12 protein-coding genes and 7 pseudogenes are annotated in these 13,876 nt (G+C 43.0%); 7 read left to right on the top strand and 12 right to left on the bottom strand.

Annotated elements, in window-relative coordinates:
- Positions 1–105: 105 nt before the first annotated feature.
- From purB to rluE, 8 genes and pseudogenes are all read right to left on the bottom strand, one after another.
- A pseudogene (gene purB, locus ACSJJG_RS07695) lies at positions 106–1,480 on the bottom strand (adenylosuccinate lyase).
- A gap of 97 nt (positions 1,481–1,577) precedes the next feature.
- Positions 1,578–2,209, bottom strand: a pseudogene (hflD, locus tag ACSJJG_RS07690) (high frequency lysogenization protein HflD).
- Between the two features lie 2 nt (positions 2,210–2,211).
- Positions 2,212–2,465: pseudogene (locus ACSJJG_RS07685) on the bottom strand (aminomethyltransferase beta-barrel domain-containing protein).
- Positions 2,466–2,505: 40 nt separating this feature from the next.
- Entirely contained in the window at positions 2,506–2,646 is a 141-nt protein-coding gene (locus ACSJJG_RS07680) for a tRNA methyl transferase PRC-barrel domain-containing protein (protein ID WP_481090400.1), read from the bottom strand.
- Between the two features lie 114 nt (positions 2,647–2,760).
- Positions 2,761–3,095: pseudogene (gene mnmA, locus ACSJJG_RS07675) on the bottom strand (tRNA 2-thiouridine(34) synthase MnmA); the annotation flags it as partial.
- Positions 3,096–3,108: 13 nt separating this feature from the next.
- Positions 3,109–3,309, bottom strand: coding sequence for a hypothetical protein (locus ACSJJG_RS07670; protein ID WP_481089010.1), 201 nt, complete (start codon positions 3,307–3,309; stop codon positions 3,109–3,111).
- Positions 3,310–3,381: 72 nt separating this feature from the next.
- A pseudogene (locus ACSJJG_RS07665) lies at positions 3,382–3,839 on the bottom strand (NUDIX domain-containing protein).
- Positions 3,828–4,452, bottom strand: a pseudogene (gene rluE / locus ACSJJG_RS07660) (23S rRNA pseudouridine(2457) synthase RluE); the annotation flags it as partial. The pseudogenes rluE and ACSJJG_RS07665, both read right to left, overlap by 12 nt.
- Positions 4,453–4,592: 140 nt before the next feature.
- Between rluE and icd the strand changes: the two are divergent.
- A pseudogene (gene icd / locus ACSJJG_RS07655) lies at positions 4,593–5,890 on the top strand (NADP-dependent isocitrate dehydrogenase).
- Positions 5,891–6,096: 206 nt separating this feature from the next.
- On the top strand, positions 6,097–6,474 hold the full coding sequence (locus tag ACSJJG_RS07650) for a hypothetical protein (RefSeq protein ID WP_481089009.1): 378 nt from the start codon (positions 6,097–6,099) through the stop codon (positions 6,472–6,474).
- 185 nt (positions 6,475–6,659) lie between these two features.
- Here the strand turns inward: ACSJJG_RS07650 and ACSJJG_RS07645 are convergent, their stop codons facing one another.
- Positions 6,660–6,881, bottom strand: coding sequence for a hypothetical protein (locus ACSJJG_RS07645; protein ID WP_481089008.1), 222 nt, complete (start codon positions 6,879–6,881; stop codon positions 6,660–6,662).
- Positions 6,882–6,959: 78 nt separating this feature from the next.
- On the bottom strand, positions 6,960–7,091 hold the full coding sequence (locus tag ACSJJG_RS07640) for a hypothetical protein (RefSeq protein WP_481089007.1): 132 nt from the start codon (positions 7,089–7,091) through the stop codon (positions 6,960–6,962).
- Between the two features lie 171 nt (positions 7,092–7,262).
- Here ACSJJG_RS07640 and bepA point away from each other — a divergent pair, with 171 nt between their 5' ends.
- Positions 7,263–8,726, top strand: coding sequence for a beta-barrel assembly-enhancing protease (gene bepA / locus ACSJJG_RS07635; protein WP_481089006.1), 1,464 nt, complete (start codon positions 7,263–7,265; stop codon positions 8,724–8,726).
- Between the two features lie 10 nt (positions 8,727–8,736).
- Positions 8,737–9,108, top strand: coding sequence for an arsenate reductase (glutaredoxin) (arsC, locus tag ACSJJG_RS07630; protein WP_481089005.1), 372 nt, complete (start codon positions 8,737–8,739; stop codon positions 9,106–9,108).
- Positions 9,109–9,191: 83 nt separating this feature from the next.
- On the opposite strand, the gene hda is transcribed toward arsC, so the two are convergent.
- The gene (gene hda, locus ACSJJG_RS07625; RefSeq protein WP_074019532.1) at positions 9,192–9,899 is read right to left on the bottom strand and encodes a DnaA inactivator Hda; all 708 of its coding nucleotides are present in this window, start codon (positions 9,897–9,899) and stop codon (positions 9,192–9,194) included.
- Positions 9,900–10,453: 554 nt separating this feature from the next.
- Positions 10,454–11,080, bottom strand: a complete 627-nt coding sequence (gene upp / locus ACSJJG_RS07620) for a uracil phosphoribosyltransferase (RefSeq protein WP_481089004.1) — start codon at positions 11,078–11,080, stop codon at positions 10,454–10,456.
- Positions 11,081–11,303: 223 nt separating this feature from the next.
- Between upp and purM the strand changes: the two genes are divergently transcribed.
- The 3 genes from purM to speG all read left to right on the top strand — a co-directional run bounded on the left by purM (position 11,304) and on the right by speG (position 13,854).
- Positions 11,304–12,347 carry a phosphoribosylformylglycinamidine cyclo-ligase gene (gene purM / locus ACSJJG_RS07615; protein WP_481089003.1) on the top strand — a complete coding sequence of 348 codons (1,044 nt, stop codon included), beginning with the start codon at positions 11,304–11,306 and terminating at the stop codon, positions 12,345–12,347.
- Positions 12,348–12,446: 99 nt separating this feature from the next.
- On the top strand, positions 12,447–13,085 hold the full coding sequence (purN, locus tag ACSJJG_RS07610) for a phosphoribosylglycinamide formyltransferase (RefSeq protein ID WP_481089002.1): 639 nt from the start codon (positions 12,447–12,449) through the stop codon (positions 13,083–13,085).
- A gap of 190 nt (positions 13,086–13,275) precedes the next feature.
- Entirely contained in the window at positions 13,276–13,854 is a 579-nt protein-coding gene (speG, locus tag ACSJJG_RS07605; protein ID WP_481089001.1) for a spermidine N1-acetyltransferase, read from the top strand.
- The last annotated feature ends 22 nt before the right edge of the window (positions 13,855–13,876 follow it).

Here is a 13,876-nt window from a genome sequence, read left to right as displayed (position 1 = left end):
TGGCGGCAGAGCGTCTGCTGGGATTACGCAGCGGGCAGGAAATTGCAGCACAGAAATCGCGCATGGGCGGAATAGAACCCGCCCATCTGTATGGATAAACACAGATTATTTTAACTGGTCAACCAGCGAAGTAGCGTATCCAATGTAATTTGCTGGCGTCATGGATTTGAGGCGCGCTTTTTCCGCTTCAGGAAGCTCAAGGCCATCAATAAACGCGTTCATACCTTCAGCATCAACACGTTTACCACGAGTCAGTTCTTTCAGTTTTTCATACGGTTTTTCAATACCATAACGGCGCATAACAGTTTGGATAGGTTCTGCTAATACTTCCCAATTGCTATCCAGTTCATTCAGTAAGTGCTGTTCATTGACTTCCAGCTTATTCAACCCCTTCATCGTGGATTGATAAGCAATCAATGCATATCCCAGACCGAGACACCCAGATTACGCAATACTGTCGAATCTGTCAGATCACGCTGCCAGCGAGAAACAGGCAATTTGCTGGCAAGATGCCCCAGAACCGCATTTGCCAGGCCCAGGTTGCCTTCTGAGTTTTCGAAATCAATCGGATTGACTTTATGTGGCATGGTAGAAGAACCAATTTCCCCGGCGATGGTTTTTTGCTTGAAATGGCTCAAGGCGATGTAACCCCAGATATCGCGATCAAAATCGATTAGGATGGTGTTGAAACGCGCCACACAATCAAACAGTTCTGCAATGTAATCATGGGGTTCAATCTGAGTGGTATACGGGTTCCACTGAATACCTAAAGAGGTCACAAATGACTCACTGAATTGATGCCAGTCAACTTGTGGATAGGCGGATAAATGCGCATTATAGTTACCAACCGCCCCGTTGATTTTGCCCAGAACTTCTGCCTGCTCAAGCTGACGGAATTGGCGCTTCATCCGATAGGCAACGTTAGCAAATTCCTTGCCGACCGTGGAAGGTGTGGCAGGTTGACCGTGTGTACGCGATAGCAGTGGCAGATCGCGATAATCATGTGCCATGCGTGTGATGGTATCAATTATTTGGCGCCTATTGCGGCAGCAGAACTTCCTCACGGGCTGTTTTAAGCATCAAGGCATGTGACAGGTTATTAATATCTTCTGATGTGCAGGCAAAATGAATAAATTCTGCAACCTGATGCAGGGCAGGAATATGCGCGACTTTCTCTTTCAGAAAATATTCAACCGCTTTAACGTCGTGGTTGGTTGTGCGTTCAATCTCTTTGATACGCAGTGCATCCTGCTCAGTGAAATTTGCAATAATTTCATCAAGGTAAGCGTTTGCGTTGGCGTCAAAAGCAGGAACTTCTTGGATTTCTGTGGTTGCAGCCAGTTTTTGCAGCCAACGTACTTCGACTTGCACACGGAATTTTAGTAAGCTCGAACTCACTAAAAATAGCGCGTAGTGCGCTGACTTTATCGCCGTAACGGCCATCAATTGGAGAAACAGCGGTCAGTGAGGATAATTCCATTGGTAGCAACTCCCGGATTTTATTTAACAATGTATGTTTAACAGCTTTATGTTTAATAATTTAGATTTAACAATTTTTCGCTAACAGTCTTTACCATCTAACCGTTAGCAAGGATCTCTTTTGCCTGTCGGATCAGGCGTTGACGAGAAAACATGATTTGCAGGCGGCTACCGCCAACTTGTTGCCATAAAACGGCACTACGGATACCGGCCAGTAACACCGATCTGACTTTTGCCTGAATCAACGAATTACGTAATACATCAGGTGAACCCGTTACCTGAATGCGTGGTCCCAACGGGCTGATAACATCAACATAAATTCCAGCCAGAGCGTTGAACATTCCCTCTGACATAGGTTCAAAATAGGCTTGCTGGCGTTCTAATTGTTCGATGCGAGTTGCCAATTGATTGACGGCAGACGGATTTTTACTCAAGCGGCGTTCCAGTGCCACCAAACTCAGCATATAGCGGGTAAGATCGGCAGAAACGCCACTATGTGGGAACCATTGAACATACCCAACATGGCATCAAGACCAACACGCAGGTTGCAGGCATTATTGCCAAAGACATCCAGCGTAGAAGGTTGGATCGATATTCAGGAGCACTCGTCGATCATGATTTCAAAAGCATCAGTATCACACTGGCCTTCATGGGCAAGTTTTTGTACCAGACGGCCTGACTGACAGATACCTGCCAGCGCCAGTGTAATATCGTAATAATTTTTAGCCACAACTACTCCTGTATACGTTGTTCGATCACACCACCACCGAGACAAACTTCACCTTGATAAAACACAGCTGATTGACCCGGGGTGATAGCGGCAGGGCTATCAGAAAACGAACCTCAATGTTATCTTCGCCCAGAGGGACGACAGTGCAGGGAATATCATGCTGACGGTAGCGTGTTTTGACTACACAGCGTATTTCTGCTTGCAGTGGTTGGCTATTGACCCAATGCAGTTGCTGGGCAATCAAACCGACCGACATCAAACGAGGATGCTCATGGCCTTGGGCAACAATCAGGTCGTTATTTTCTATATTCATCCACGACATACCAGGGTTCTTCACTACCGTTTTTCGTACCCCCAATCCCCAGTCCTTTGCGCTGGCCGAGTGTATGGTACATCAAGCCAGTATGTTGGCCGATGGTCTGTCCATCAACTGTCATTATCGGGCGAGGCTGGGCGGGTAAATAGCGCCCAAGGAAATCACGGAACTTACGCTCACCAATAAAACAGATGCCTGTCGAATCTTTTTTCTTTGCGGTAACCAGGCCAATTTCTTCGGCAATGCGGCGTACTTCGGGTTTTTCCAATTCCCCTACCCGGAACAGGCTCTTGGCAACTTGCTGGTGGCTTAAGGTATATAAGAAATAGCTTTGATCTTTATTATCATCCAGGCCACGGAGCAATTGGCTCATGCCGTTCACATCCCGACGACGGACATAATGCCCGGTTGCAATATAGTCAGCCCCTAATCCTCTGCGGCAAACTCCAGAAATGCTTTGAATTTGATTTCTTTATTGCAAAGAATGTCAGGATTGGGGGTTCTACCTGCTTTATATTCAGCAAGAAAATGTTCGAATACATTATCCCAATACTCGGCTGCAAAATTAATGGGGTATGCAGTTCTATACCCAGTTTGTCACAAACGGCGGGGCATCAGCAAGATCGGTAGCCGCCGAGCAATACTCTTCACTATCGTCTTCTTCCCAGTCTTTCATGAACAGGCCAGCTACCTGGTAGCCCTGCTGTTGCAGAAGGTAGGCGGAAACGGATGAATCAACACCGCCGGACATGCCGACAATGACTTTTTTCTGGCTGTTATTCATGGATATATCTCACTGCGGAAAAAACAAACGCAATACTTTAGCACGTTGGCAACCAAGGTGCACCAAGCGTCTTCATTTGGCGAAAGGTGAACCATAATAATCCAGTATCGAGAGTGGATAAGCTTTGTGCTCCAGGTAGCAAAGAAGACTTTCGGCGACCAGAGGGGAGCGTAACTGTGAACTGTTAAGGATTTCTTCTGCACCTAACCAATGGCAGCAATGGATATCGTTATCTTGTGGATTGGTATCTATGACTTTTTCCATTTCAACCAGGAATAAAAAACGGATAAATGGGGTTCTGTCCGGCGCAACCCATTGGTGCAATTTTAAAAATGCTTGTGGTTGTGCACGAATTCCGGTTTCTTCCCACAGTTCCCGTTCAGCAGCAGCCAGTAATGTTTCATCCGCTTCAAGGTGGCCTGCTGGTTGATTCCAGAGGGGCTTGCCGTTGATCAATTCTTCAACAATCAAAAATTTATTTTTGCATGAACAATGCAGGCAACCGTGACGTGTGGGCTAACAGTATTAATTTCTCTCCATTCTCCAGGGATAATGAGTCTAATTGTATTGAACTCATACTAAAACGGATTAGGCGCAGTGTAGGATAACCCACATGAGCGGTCATCCTACGTACTTGCCGATTGCGTCCTTCATATAACGTAATTTTAAGCCAACTTACCGGAATACTTTTTCGTTCCCGGATAGGAGGCGTTCTCTCCCAGAGCCATTCAGGCTCTTCGACTAATTCAGCGCCAGCGGGCAAGGTCGGGCCATCTTTCAATAAAACGCCGCTACGAAGTTTATTCAGCGCCGTTTCATCAGGAATGCCTTCTACCTGAACATAATAAACTTTAGCGGTTTTTTTATCGGGTTGAGTCAATTTAGCTTGCAATTTGCCATCATTGGTCAACACCAGCAAACCTTCACTATCACGATCCAGACGACCAGCGGCATAAACATCAGGAAACGGGATAAAATCTTTTAACGTTGCTCTGCCCATTTCATCGGTGAATTGAGGTAAGACATCATAAGGTTTGTTAAAAATCAATACCCGACGAGGGCTGATTGTTTTTTTATAGCTCTGTTATTTTTTCTCTGGCTGAATCGGTTAAGTTGGCGTTTTTTAAAAGAGATATTTGTCATGATAAGCCATCGTTAAAAATAGAGGTGCGTATTATACCTTAAATCTGTGACCGTCGGCGTTTGCAGAATATTCAAGTAGTATTGACACGTCCCTTACAAAAAATTAACAAGGCATTGCGCTTATTTGAAAGGAGAGGTTAATGGAAAGCAAAGTAGTTGTTCCGGCGGAAGGTAAAAAAATTACTATTGATGCCAAAAGTAAATTAAGTGTTCCGAATAACCCTATTATCCCTTATATCGAAGGGGATGGCATTGGTGTTGATGTTACGCCGGTCATGCTAAAAGTTGTTGATGCCGCGGTTCAGAAAGCGTATAGCGGTGAGCGCAAAATTTCCTGGATGGAAATCTACACAGGTGAAAAATCCACGCATGTCTATGGTAAAGATGTTTGGTTACCAGATGAAACGCTAGATTTGATTCGTGAATACCGTGTTGCTATCAAAGGTCCTCTGACAACGCCAGTAGGTGGTGGTATCCGTTCGCTGAATGTAGCACTGCGTCAGCAATTGGATCTGCATGCTTGCCTGCGTCCGGTTCGTTACTATCAAGGTACGCCAAGCCCTGTTAAGCAGCCTGAATTGACCGATATGGTTATTTTCCGCGAAAACGCTAAAGATATTTATGCGGGTATTGAGTGGAAAGCAGGTTCAGCGCAAGCGGACAAAGTGATTAAATTCCTGCAAGATGAATGGGTGTCGAACAAGATTCGTTTCCCTCAACAGTGTGGTATCGGTGTAAAACCTTGCTCAGAAGAAGGCACTAAACGTTTAATACGTGCCGCGATTGAATATGCTATTGATAATGACCGTGAATCAGTCACTCTGGTTCATAAAGGTAATATCATGAAATTCACTGAAGGTGCTTTCAAAGACTGGGGTTATGAACTGGCTCGCACTGAATTCGGCGGAGAATTGTTGGATGGTGGTCCGTGGGTTAAGATCAAGAATCCTAAAAATCGGCAAAGATATCATCATCAAGGATGTAATTGCAGATGCTTTCTTGCAACAGATCCTGCTGCGTCCGGCAGAGTATGATGTTATCGCTTGTATGAACCTGAATGGTGATGACATTTCTGATGCTTTGGCTGCACAGGTGGGTGGCATCGGTATTGCTCCAGGTGCAAACATTGGTGACGATTGTGCACTATTCGAAGCAACACACGGAACGGCACCTAAGTATGCAGGTCAGGATAAAGTCAACCCGGGTTCGGTGATCCTTTCCGCTGAAATGATGCTGCGCCACATGGGATGGTTCGAGGCCGCAGACCTCATTGTTAAAGGGAATGGAAGGCGCGATTGCCGCGAAGACCGTGACTTACGATTTTGAGCGTCTGATGAATGACGCTAAGCTTCTGAAATGTAGCGAGTTCGGCGATGCATTATTTCTCGCATATGTAATTAATTGCTTAACTGAAACGGGGGCTTATGGCTCCCGTTAATTTTTGACTATTAAATTAGGCTATACTCATTTATAAATCATCTGAATGGTGTGCTTATGTGGAATAGTCATCCGCAAAGAGGAAATATGCAGTTATTAGCGAATTTTCTATCGCCAATAGATGCCCACATTGTCCTGGGCAAAATGTTATCAGAAGATATTTATGCAGTAGTGATAGATGAAAACATTGTATGGGAATAACTCTATATGTATTCCCAGGCATTTGGTGGTGTTAAACTGCTTGTCCACTATGCTGATATAGAACGCGCAAAAGTGATACTTACTGAAATTGAGGATAATAAGTTCTTATTAGATAAGACAGAGTCTAATCAGGACAATGAGAAAAAATTATCGTTTCCATATCATTTTTTTGAATTAATAAATACTTTTTTAGTCCTTTTATTGTTTTTAATATTCGGTATAGCATTGCCATTAAAAGAAGCTGAAATTAAATCCCTTTCGGAAAATCTATTTAATTTAAATAAATTCAACCCCGATAAAGAGTCATCAGTTGATGCTATATTTCTTCACAGCCATGTTTCTATCCGGCTTGGTTCCATTGACTACATAGCTAATAAAAAATAGAGCGACAACATAAGTAAATCGCTCTACAGGAGTCTATTTTGTACTGCTAATATAAAGCATGTTTTGTTTGTGCTTTACATGCTTCAACAGATTTATCCAGTGATTCGTCAAAATGACGAGTGCTTGGAAAGGCTTGCTTATTTTTTCTGACTTCTGTGACAGTTTGTTTGATAGATGTAATAAATTCATCCTTGTTGCTTATGGATTTCTTTAGATCTAAATCCCTTGCCAGTTAATTCATTGAACGCCTTTTGCGCTATCGTGTCGGGTGAGTTATGGGTTTTAAATGCTTCTACAGAGGCTTTCCCGAACAAATTACAATAAGTTTCTGCGGTCTTATCTGCATTAACATGTGCCGCATATGAGAAGAATGGGGTAAGGAAAATTGGCAATAAAAGACGTTTCATAATTTCCTCTTGATTGACTATACCACGATAGTAGTAACAACTTTGACAGGAACGACAACATTAACAATAGTACATAATTCAACGTTTGTGCCGAATCTCAGCGGATAAAACCGTTGCCATTACACCATTAACCAGTGAAAGTTGAGGCAGGATGTAGCTTATATCCACATCTAAGAGTACGCTTGACCAATTCACAACCCTCTTTGTCATCCCACATCCAAGCTACCGCCGGCACTTTGCGTAGGGGAAAGAGAGGTACTCATTTCATTATTTTTCACTAAAATTTATTATAATTAATGGTTTTAAGGTACTCTTTTATCATAAAAGTATTCATGAAATTGATAGCTAAAACGGAGCACACTATTTTATGAGAATCACTTTATGAGAAAAACATCCAGAAAATCTTTGATAACTCTTTTTATCAGCCTGTTATTATCGGGGAATTCTGCTGTATTCTCTGCACCGGCTGAAGATTCACTACCTGATATCGGCACCACAGCAGGAGCCACCCTCAGCATTAATCAGGAAATGGCTATAGGGGATTTTTATATACGCTCGATAAGGGGCCAAGCCCCGTTGATTTATGATCCGTTGCTGACTCAATACATTAATCAATTAGGGCAAAGATTAGCCAATCATGCCGATGCAGTCAAAACCCCTTTTCATTTCTATCTGTTAGATAACCCTAATATTAATGCCCTTGCACTTTTCGGCGGTAATGTTGTTCTTTATTCAGGCCTGTTTCGCTATAGCAACAATGAAAGTGAACTGGCATCTGTCATGGCGCATGAGATTTCCCACATTACCCAGCGACACTTAGCACGATCAATGGAAGAACAAAAACGTACCAGCCCTCTGGCATGGGCCGGTACATTGGGTTCTATCCTACTGATGATAGCCAACCCACAAGCTGGCATGGCTGCACTCAGCGGCACACTGGCAGGCGTCCAACAAGGCATGATCAGTTTTACCCAATCGAATGAGCAAGAAGCTGATCGTATCGGAATGCAAACGCTCAGTCGAGCAGGATTTGATCCACACGGTATGCCTGATTTTATGCAAATACTGGTAGATCAGTCTCGCTATAGCTCCAAGCTACCTGAAATGCTCTATACTCACCCACTCCCTGCCAGCCGTTTGGCCGACGCCCGTAATCGGGCAAATCAATATCCAACGAAAGCGGTGCCAGAATCTCAGGATTTTCTGCTCGCCCGTATCCGTATTTTAACCATGTATTCAACTGATCAACGTCCCTATATTGATCAATGGCTAAAGACATATCGTCAGGGAACGGCCAAAGAACAGCTTGCTGCGGCCTATGGACGAGCTATTTTGCTTTCTGAAGATAAAAAGTATGCTGAAGCCAGAGTAATACTCTCTCCATTGCTAGATAAACAACCAGATAACATTTGGTTTATTGATACAATGACGGATATTGATATCGGGCAAAAACAGTATACTAATGCCATCAACCGCTTGCAGGATGCACTCAGGAAACAGAAAAATCATCGGGTATTGCAAATTAACCTCGCCAATGCCTATTTGATGGATAAAAAGTATTTTCTGGCATCACAACTTCTGTTTCGTTATACCTTTAATTACCCTGACGACCTTACTGGCTGGATACTGTTAAGAAAGACTGCCGGAGAGCAAGGGAAATACAATGATGAACTCGCCGCCTACGCGGAAATTATAGCATTGCAAGGTAATTTTAGCTCCGCGATAGAACAACTAAGCAAAGCCAGTGCATTGGCAAAATTGGGCAGTTATGAACAAAAACGATATGATGCCCGTATTGATCAATTACGCCAACTACAACAAGGTTATGAACAATATAAAAAATGAAGGGTTTTATATGCAACATGTTGACGCACGAAAAGTCACTTTTTACCACAATCCCCGTTGCTCAAAGAGCCGTGAAACTCTTAAGCTGATTGAAGAACTCGGTATTACGCCGGAAATCATTCACTATCTTGATACCCCCCCTACAGCAGGACAACTTGCCGTACTATTAAAACAATTGGGTTTCAACGATGCCCGCCAATTGATGCGTACTAAGGAAGATCTCTACCAAACATTAAACCTTGACGATACTACCTTATCCCAAGAAGTATTGCTTCAGGCGATGGCTGAAAACCCTAAACTGATTGAACGCCCGATTGTTGTTGTCGGTGATAACGCTCGTTTGGGGCGTCCCCCTGAACAAGTTAAAGAAATTCTATGGTAAATATTTTTCAATAAAAAAGTGATAGAGAACATAATTCCTATCACTTTTTTATTTTGATCTCATTCCCTTACTGCTTTATTTACTCAAAGCTCAAGGATATCTTTTACAAACGGGATCGTTAGTTTACGTTGCGCCACAATGGAAGCACGGTCAAGTTCATCTAACGTCCTGAACAACGTTTGCATTTCCCTATCGAGTCGTTTCAACACAAAACGCCCTACATCTTCCGGCAATTCAAAACCCCGTAATTTGGCCCGTAATTGCAATGCCTGGATTTTCTCATCATCTGACAGAGGTTGTAATTTATAAATTTGCCCCCAATCGAGACGAGATGCCAAATCCGGTAGTGTCAGGTTAATTTGCCGAGGAGGACGATCACCTGTGATCAAAAGACAAGTCCGGCCAATTTCTACAATGCGGTTGTAAAGATTGAAAATCGCCATCTCCCATTCCTGATCACCAGCAATACACTCAATATTATCGATGCACACTAATGATAAATGTTCCATACCATCAAGGACTTCAGGGACAAAATAGGCGCGTTTATCCAATGGTACATACCCTACAGCTTCTCCCTGTTGGGACAATTCGGCACAGGCTGCGTGAAGCAAATGGCTCTTACCCCCGCCATCGCGGGACCAGAAATAGATATAACTACCGTGTGACTGACTAATGGCCAATTTTATTGCAGCTAATAAGGAAGTATTCTCACCTGCAAAGAAACTGGCAAAAGTTTCATCATCGGGCAAATATAATGGTAGTGAAAGCTGCGACGGTGTATTCAGAAGCACCTCAAACAGAATGGATAACGAACAGCGCTAAGTCTACCACAAAAAGTCTCTATAAATGAAACGAATGCTTCGGTGAAAACAGGAGATTATCATCAAAGCACACTCCTCCATAAAATGGGCAAATTACGACCAGCAATAGTCAATATTACCAATAGTAAAAACTAAAAGTAAAAATATGCTGTAATGCCAAAAAGTTTAACTTATCCATCCTAAGTTATTTTCAATGGAAGTTAGCGACAGATATAATTTGTAAATGCCATTGTTGCTACTTATAAAAAATTTGAACGATTAGAAGGGAAGTTAGATTTTATTTTAAATGACTATGAAAAATTGAAAATAATGGAGTAATAAAAATGGCCTCTAAGAATATACTCGATAAACTTCAAGTTGCAATCCGTAAGACAACGCGAGGCCTTATATTTTCCCGCTATGCGGGGAAATATAACACGCATCTTGAAGTTGGATTGGTATAGTCCGAATGGTCATTATTGATATCCTCTTATATCACCTTACTAGAAACCAAAAAAAGCCGACTTATTAGCCGGCTATCAATGTTATTTGGTGCCAAATATTTTATCACCCGCATCCCCTAAACCCGGGACGATGTATCCATCTTCATTGAGATAGTTATCAATCGAAGCGGTATACAGTTCAACATCAGGGTGAGCCTTCTCCAGTGCTGCGATCCCTTCCGGTGCAGCAACCAAAACTAATACCTTAATGGCAGGGCATCCCGCTTTTTTCAACAAATCAATGGTAGCGATCATGGAGCCACCGGTTGCCAACATCGGATCAACCACTAATGCCATGCGTTCATTAATATCGGAGACTAATTTCTGAAAATAAGGCACTGGCTCAAGGGTTTCTTCATCACGATATACACCAACAACACTGATTCGTGCACTAGGGATATTTTCCAGTACACCATCCATCATACCCAAGCCCGCACGCAGGATAGGGACTACCGTAATTTTTTTCCCTTTAATCTGATCTATCTCTACCGGACCACACCATCCGTCAATGGTCACTTTCTCGACTTCCAAATCAGCAGTTGCTTCATATGTCAGAAGACTCCCCACCTCTGAAGCCAGTTCACGGAAGCGTTTGGTGCTTATATCATGATCTCGCATCAGGCCAAGTTTATGTTTAACTAGCGGGTGTTTAACCTCAACGATTTTCATGGGTTTCTCCTAATAGCCGGCAGATAAAAAATCGCGGGATTATAACTCCTTTTCAGCATCAAACCACTACCAATCTATTAATTTTTATCACTAACGAATTATTTTCTTCGATCCCGATCTAACAGGAAACCGATATAAAGCTATCGCAAACGTTTGCTCAGGCTGTTAGAATTATCGCCGTTCTGTTTTATTTATAAAAATGCAACCGCCTGGGAGCTACGCAGTGACCAACAAAACCTCTCTTAGCTATAAAGATGCTGGTGTCGATATTGATGCCGGTAATGTCTTAGTCAATCGTATCAAAGGTGTCGTAAAACAGACCCGTCGCCCCGAAGTGATGGGAGGATTAGGTGGTTTCGGTGCATTATGTGCCCTGCCACAGAAATATCGCGAACCGGTGTTAGTTTCCGGTACAGATGGCGTGGGGACTAAACTGCGTCTGGCCATGGACTTGAAGCGCCATGACACGATCGGAATTGATTTGGTCGCTATGTGTGTCAATGATCTGGTTGTACAAGGCGCCGAACCTCTTTTCTTCCTTGATTATTATGCTACCGGCAAACTGGATGTCGACACAGCCGCCAGTGTCATCACGGGCATAGCAGAAGGCTGCAAACAAGCTGGCTGTGCATTGGTCGGTGGTGAAACGGCAGAAATGCCCGGCATGTATCACGGTGAAGATTATGATGTCGCGGGTTTTTGCGTTGGTGTTGTTGAAAAATCGGCAATTATTGACGGCAGTCAGGTTCAAACCGGTGATGCTCTGATTGCTCTTGCATCCAGCGGACCGCACTCCAATGGTTATTCTTTGATCCGTAAAATTCTCGAGGTAAGTCAAGCGGATCCAGAGGCTACCGAACTTGAAGGGAAACCACTCGCCGATCACTTACTTGCCCCAACCCAAATTTACGTCAAATCCATTCTGGAGCTGATTGAAAAAGTAGATGTTCATGCGATTGCACATCTGACTGGAGGCGGCTTCTGGGAAAATATTCCACGTGTTCTGCCAGAAAATAGGCAGGCCAGAATCAAAGCGGACAGTTGGCAATGGCCGGCGATTTTTACCTGGTTACAGCAAGCCGGTAATGTCAGCGAGCATGAAATGTATCGCACATTTAACTGCGGAGTCGGTATGATAATCGCACTTCCTCAGTCTCAGGCAGAACAAGCGATTTCGTATCTGACTGCCTCTGGCGAAAATGCATGGCAAATTGGAACAATTGCTGAAATTAATGCCGATGAACAACCTGTCGTTATTACAAAATAAATATTTTGTCTGATTGATTTCAAGTTACAGCCAATAAAGCTGTAGCTTGAAAAAATGAAGCGCATATTAATCAATGAATTTCTTCAGTGAAAACCCGTTATGAAAAAAATTGTCGTTTTAGTCTCCGGCAATGGCAGCAATCTTCAATCCATCATTGACGCCTGCCAGCAAAACCGAATTAATGGATATATTGCTGCGGTTTTCAGTAATAATGCCGATGCCTATGGCCTGCAACGTGCTGAACAAGCAGATATCCCTGCCCACTTTATCAACCCGAAAACTTATGCGGATCGTACAAGTTATGATATCGCCCTACTCAGCGCTATTGATCAATACGCTCCCGATTTAGTGGTCTTAGCCGGTTATATGAAAATCTTATCGCCCGAATTTGTCCAGCACTATTATGGGTGCCTGCTCAATATTCACCCTTCCCTCTTGCCTAAATATCCCGGTCTGCATACCCATCGGAAGGCCATTGAAAATGGTGATAAAGAACATGGTACGTCCGTCCATTTTGTTACTGAAAAATTGGATGGCGGCCCTATTATTTTACAAGCTAAAGTACCGATTTTTGCGGGAGATAAAGAAGCAGAAGTCATCGGGCGTGTACAAACTCAGGAACACCATATTTATCCTTTGGTCATCGGCTGGTTTTTAGAGCAACGTTTGGTTATGGAAGGCAATAACGCCATTATGGATGGCAAGATTCTGCCTCCACAAGGTTATGCATCAGAATAGTTTAACTCGCTGACTTCAACTTACGGCTCTGTGTTAACGGATTTTGTTATAAAATTTTTTAAGTGCTATATTCCAGTAAGACTTTGCTGTAAGTTGCTATTTTGGATTGATTTATCTGGCAATAATTATTTATTCAATATCAAATATATTTATACCCTACAGATTTCACTACAAAACACTGAGGTATCCAATGTCCAGTGGTTCGGAAAATCCATCGGTAAATTTACGTCCTCTTGAACGAGAAGATCTTCCTTTTGTTCATCAACTCGATAATAACGCCAGTGTTATGCGCTACTGGTTTGAAGAGCCTTATGAAGCCTTTGTTGAATTATGCGACCTCTATGATAAGCATATACATGACCAACGTGAGCGCCGTTTTATTATCGAAAGCCTGAATTCCAAAGTCGGTTTGGTGGAGCTGGTCGAGATTGATTATGTCCACCGTCGTGCGGAATTTCAGATTATCATCGCTCCGGCTTATCAAGGACAAGGTTACGCAGCGGTAGCCGTCAAACTTGCGATGGAATACGCTTTTGCTGTCTTAAATCTTTACAAACTGTATTTGATTGTTGATAAAGAGAACACGAAAGCAATTCATATCTACAATAAATTGGGATTCCATACTGAAGGTGAATTAATCGATGAGTTTTTTGTAAACGGCTCTTATCATACCGCTATCAGGATGTGTACTTTCCAGCATCACTATTTCGCCAAGAAAACCCGTGAAACCCAAATCAACAACATCGACTCATTAAACGCCAACCATTAAACTAAGTGGAAAACCCAATGGA

This window comes from Xenorhabdus sp. SGI 60 (assembly GCF_056632175.1).
Note: the sequence above shows the minus strand (reverse complement) of the source record. Positions and strands in the feature narration are given on the sequence as shown.

Coding starts and splice junctions, on each gene's coding strand:
- ACSJJG_RS07680 (WP_481090400.1), bottom strand. CDS start 2,646: ATGACAGTTGATGGACAGACCATCGGCCAACATACTGGCTTGATGTAC.
- ACSJJG_RS07670 (WP_481089010.1), bottom strand. CDS start 3,309: ATGAATAACAGCCAGAAAAAAGTCATTGTCGGCATGTCCGGCGGTGTT.
- ACSJJG_RS07650 (WP_481089009.1), top strand. CDS start 6,097: ATGTATTCCCAGGCATTTGGTGGTGTTAAACTGCTTGTCCACTATGCT.
- ACSJJG_RS07645 (WP_481089008.1), bottom strand. CDS start 6,881: ATGAAACGTCTTTTATTGCCAATTTTCCTTACCCCATTCTTCTCATAT.
- ACSJJG_RS07640 (WP_481089007.1), bottom strand. CDS start 7,091: ATGACAAAGAGGGTTGTGAATTGGTCAAGCGTACTCTTAGATGTGGAT.
- bepA (WP_481089006.1), top strand. CDS start 7,263: ATGAGAAAAACATCCAGAAAATCTTTGATAACTCTTTTTATCAGCCTG.
- arsC (WP_481089005.1), top strand. CDS start 8,737: ATGCAACATGTTGACGCACGAAAAGTCACTTTTTACCACAATCCCCGT.
- upp (WP_481089004.1), bottom strand. CDS start 11,080: ATGAAAATCGTTGAGGTTAAACACCCGCTAGTTAAACATAAACTTGGC.
- purN (WP_481089002.1), top strand. CDS start 12,447: ATGAAAAAAATTGTCGTTTTAGTCTCCGGCAATGGCAGCAATCTTCAA.
- speG (WP_481089001.1), top strand. CDS start 13,276: ATGTCCAGTGGTTCGGAAAATCCATCGGTAAATTTACGTCCTCTTGAA.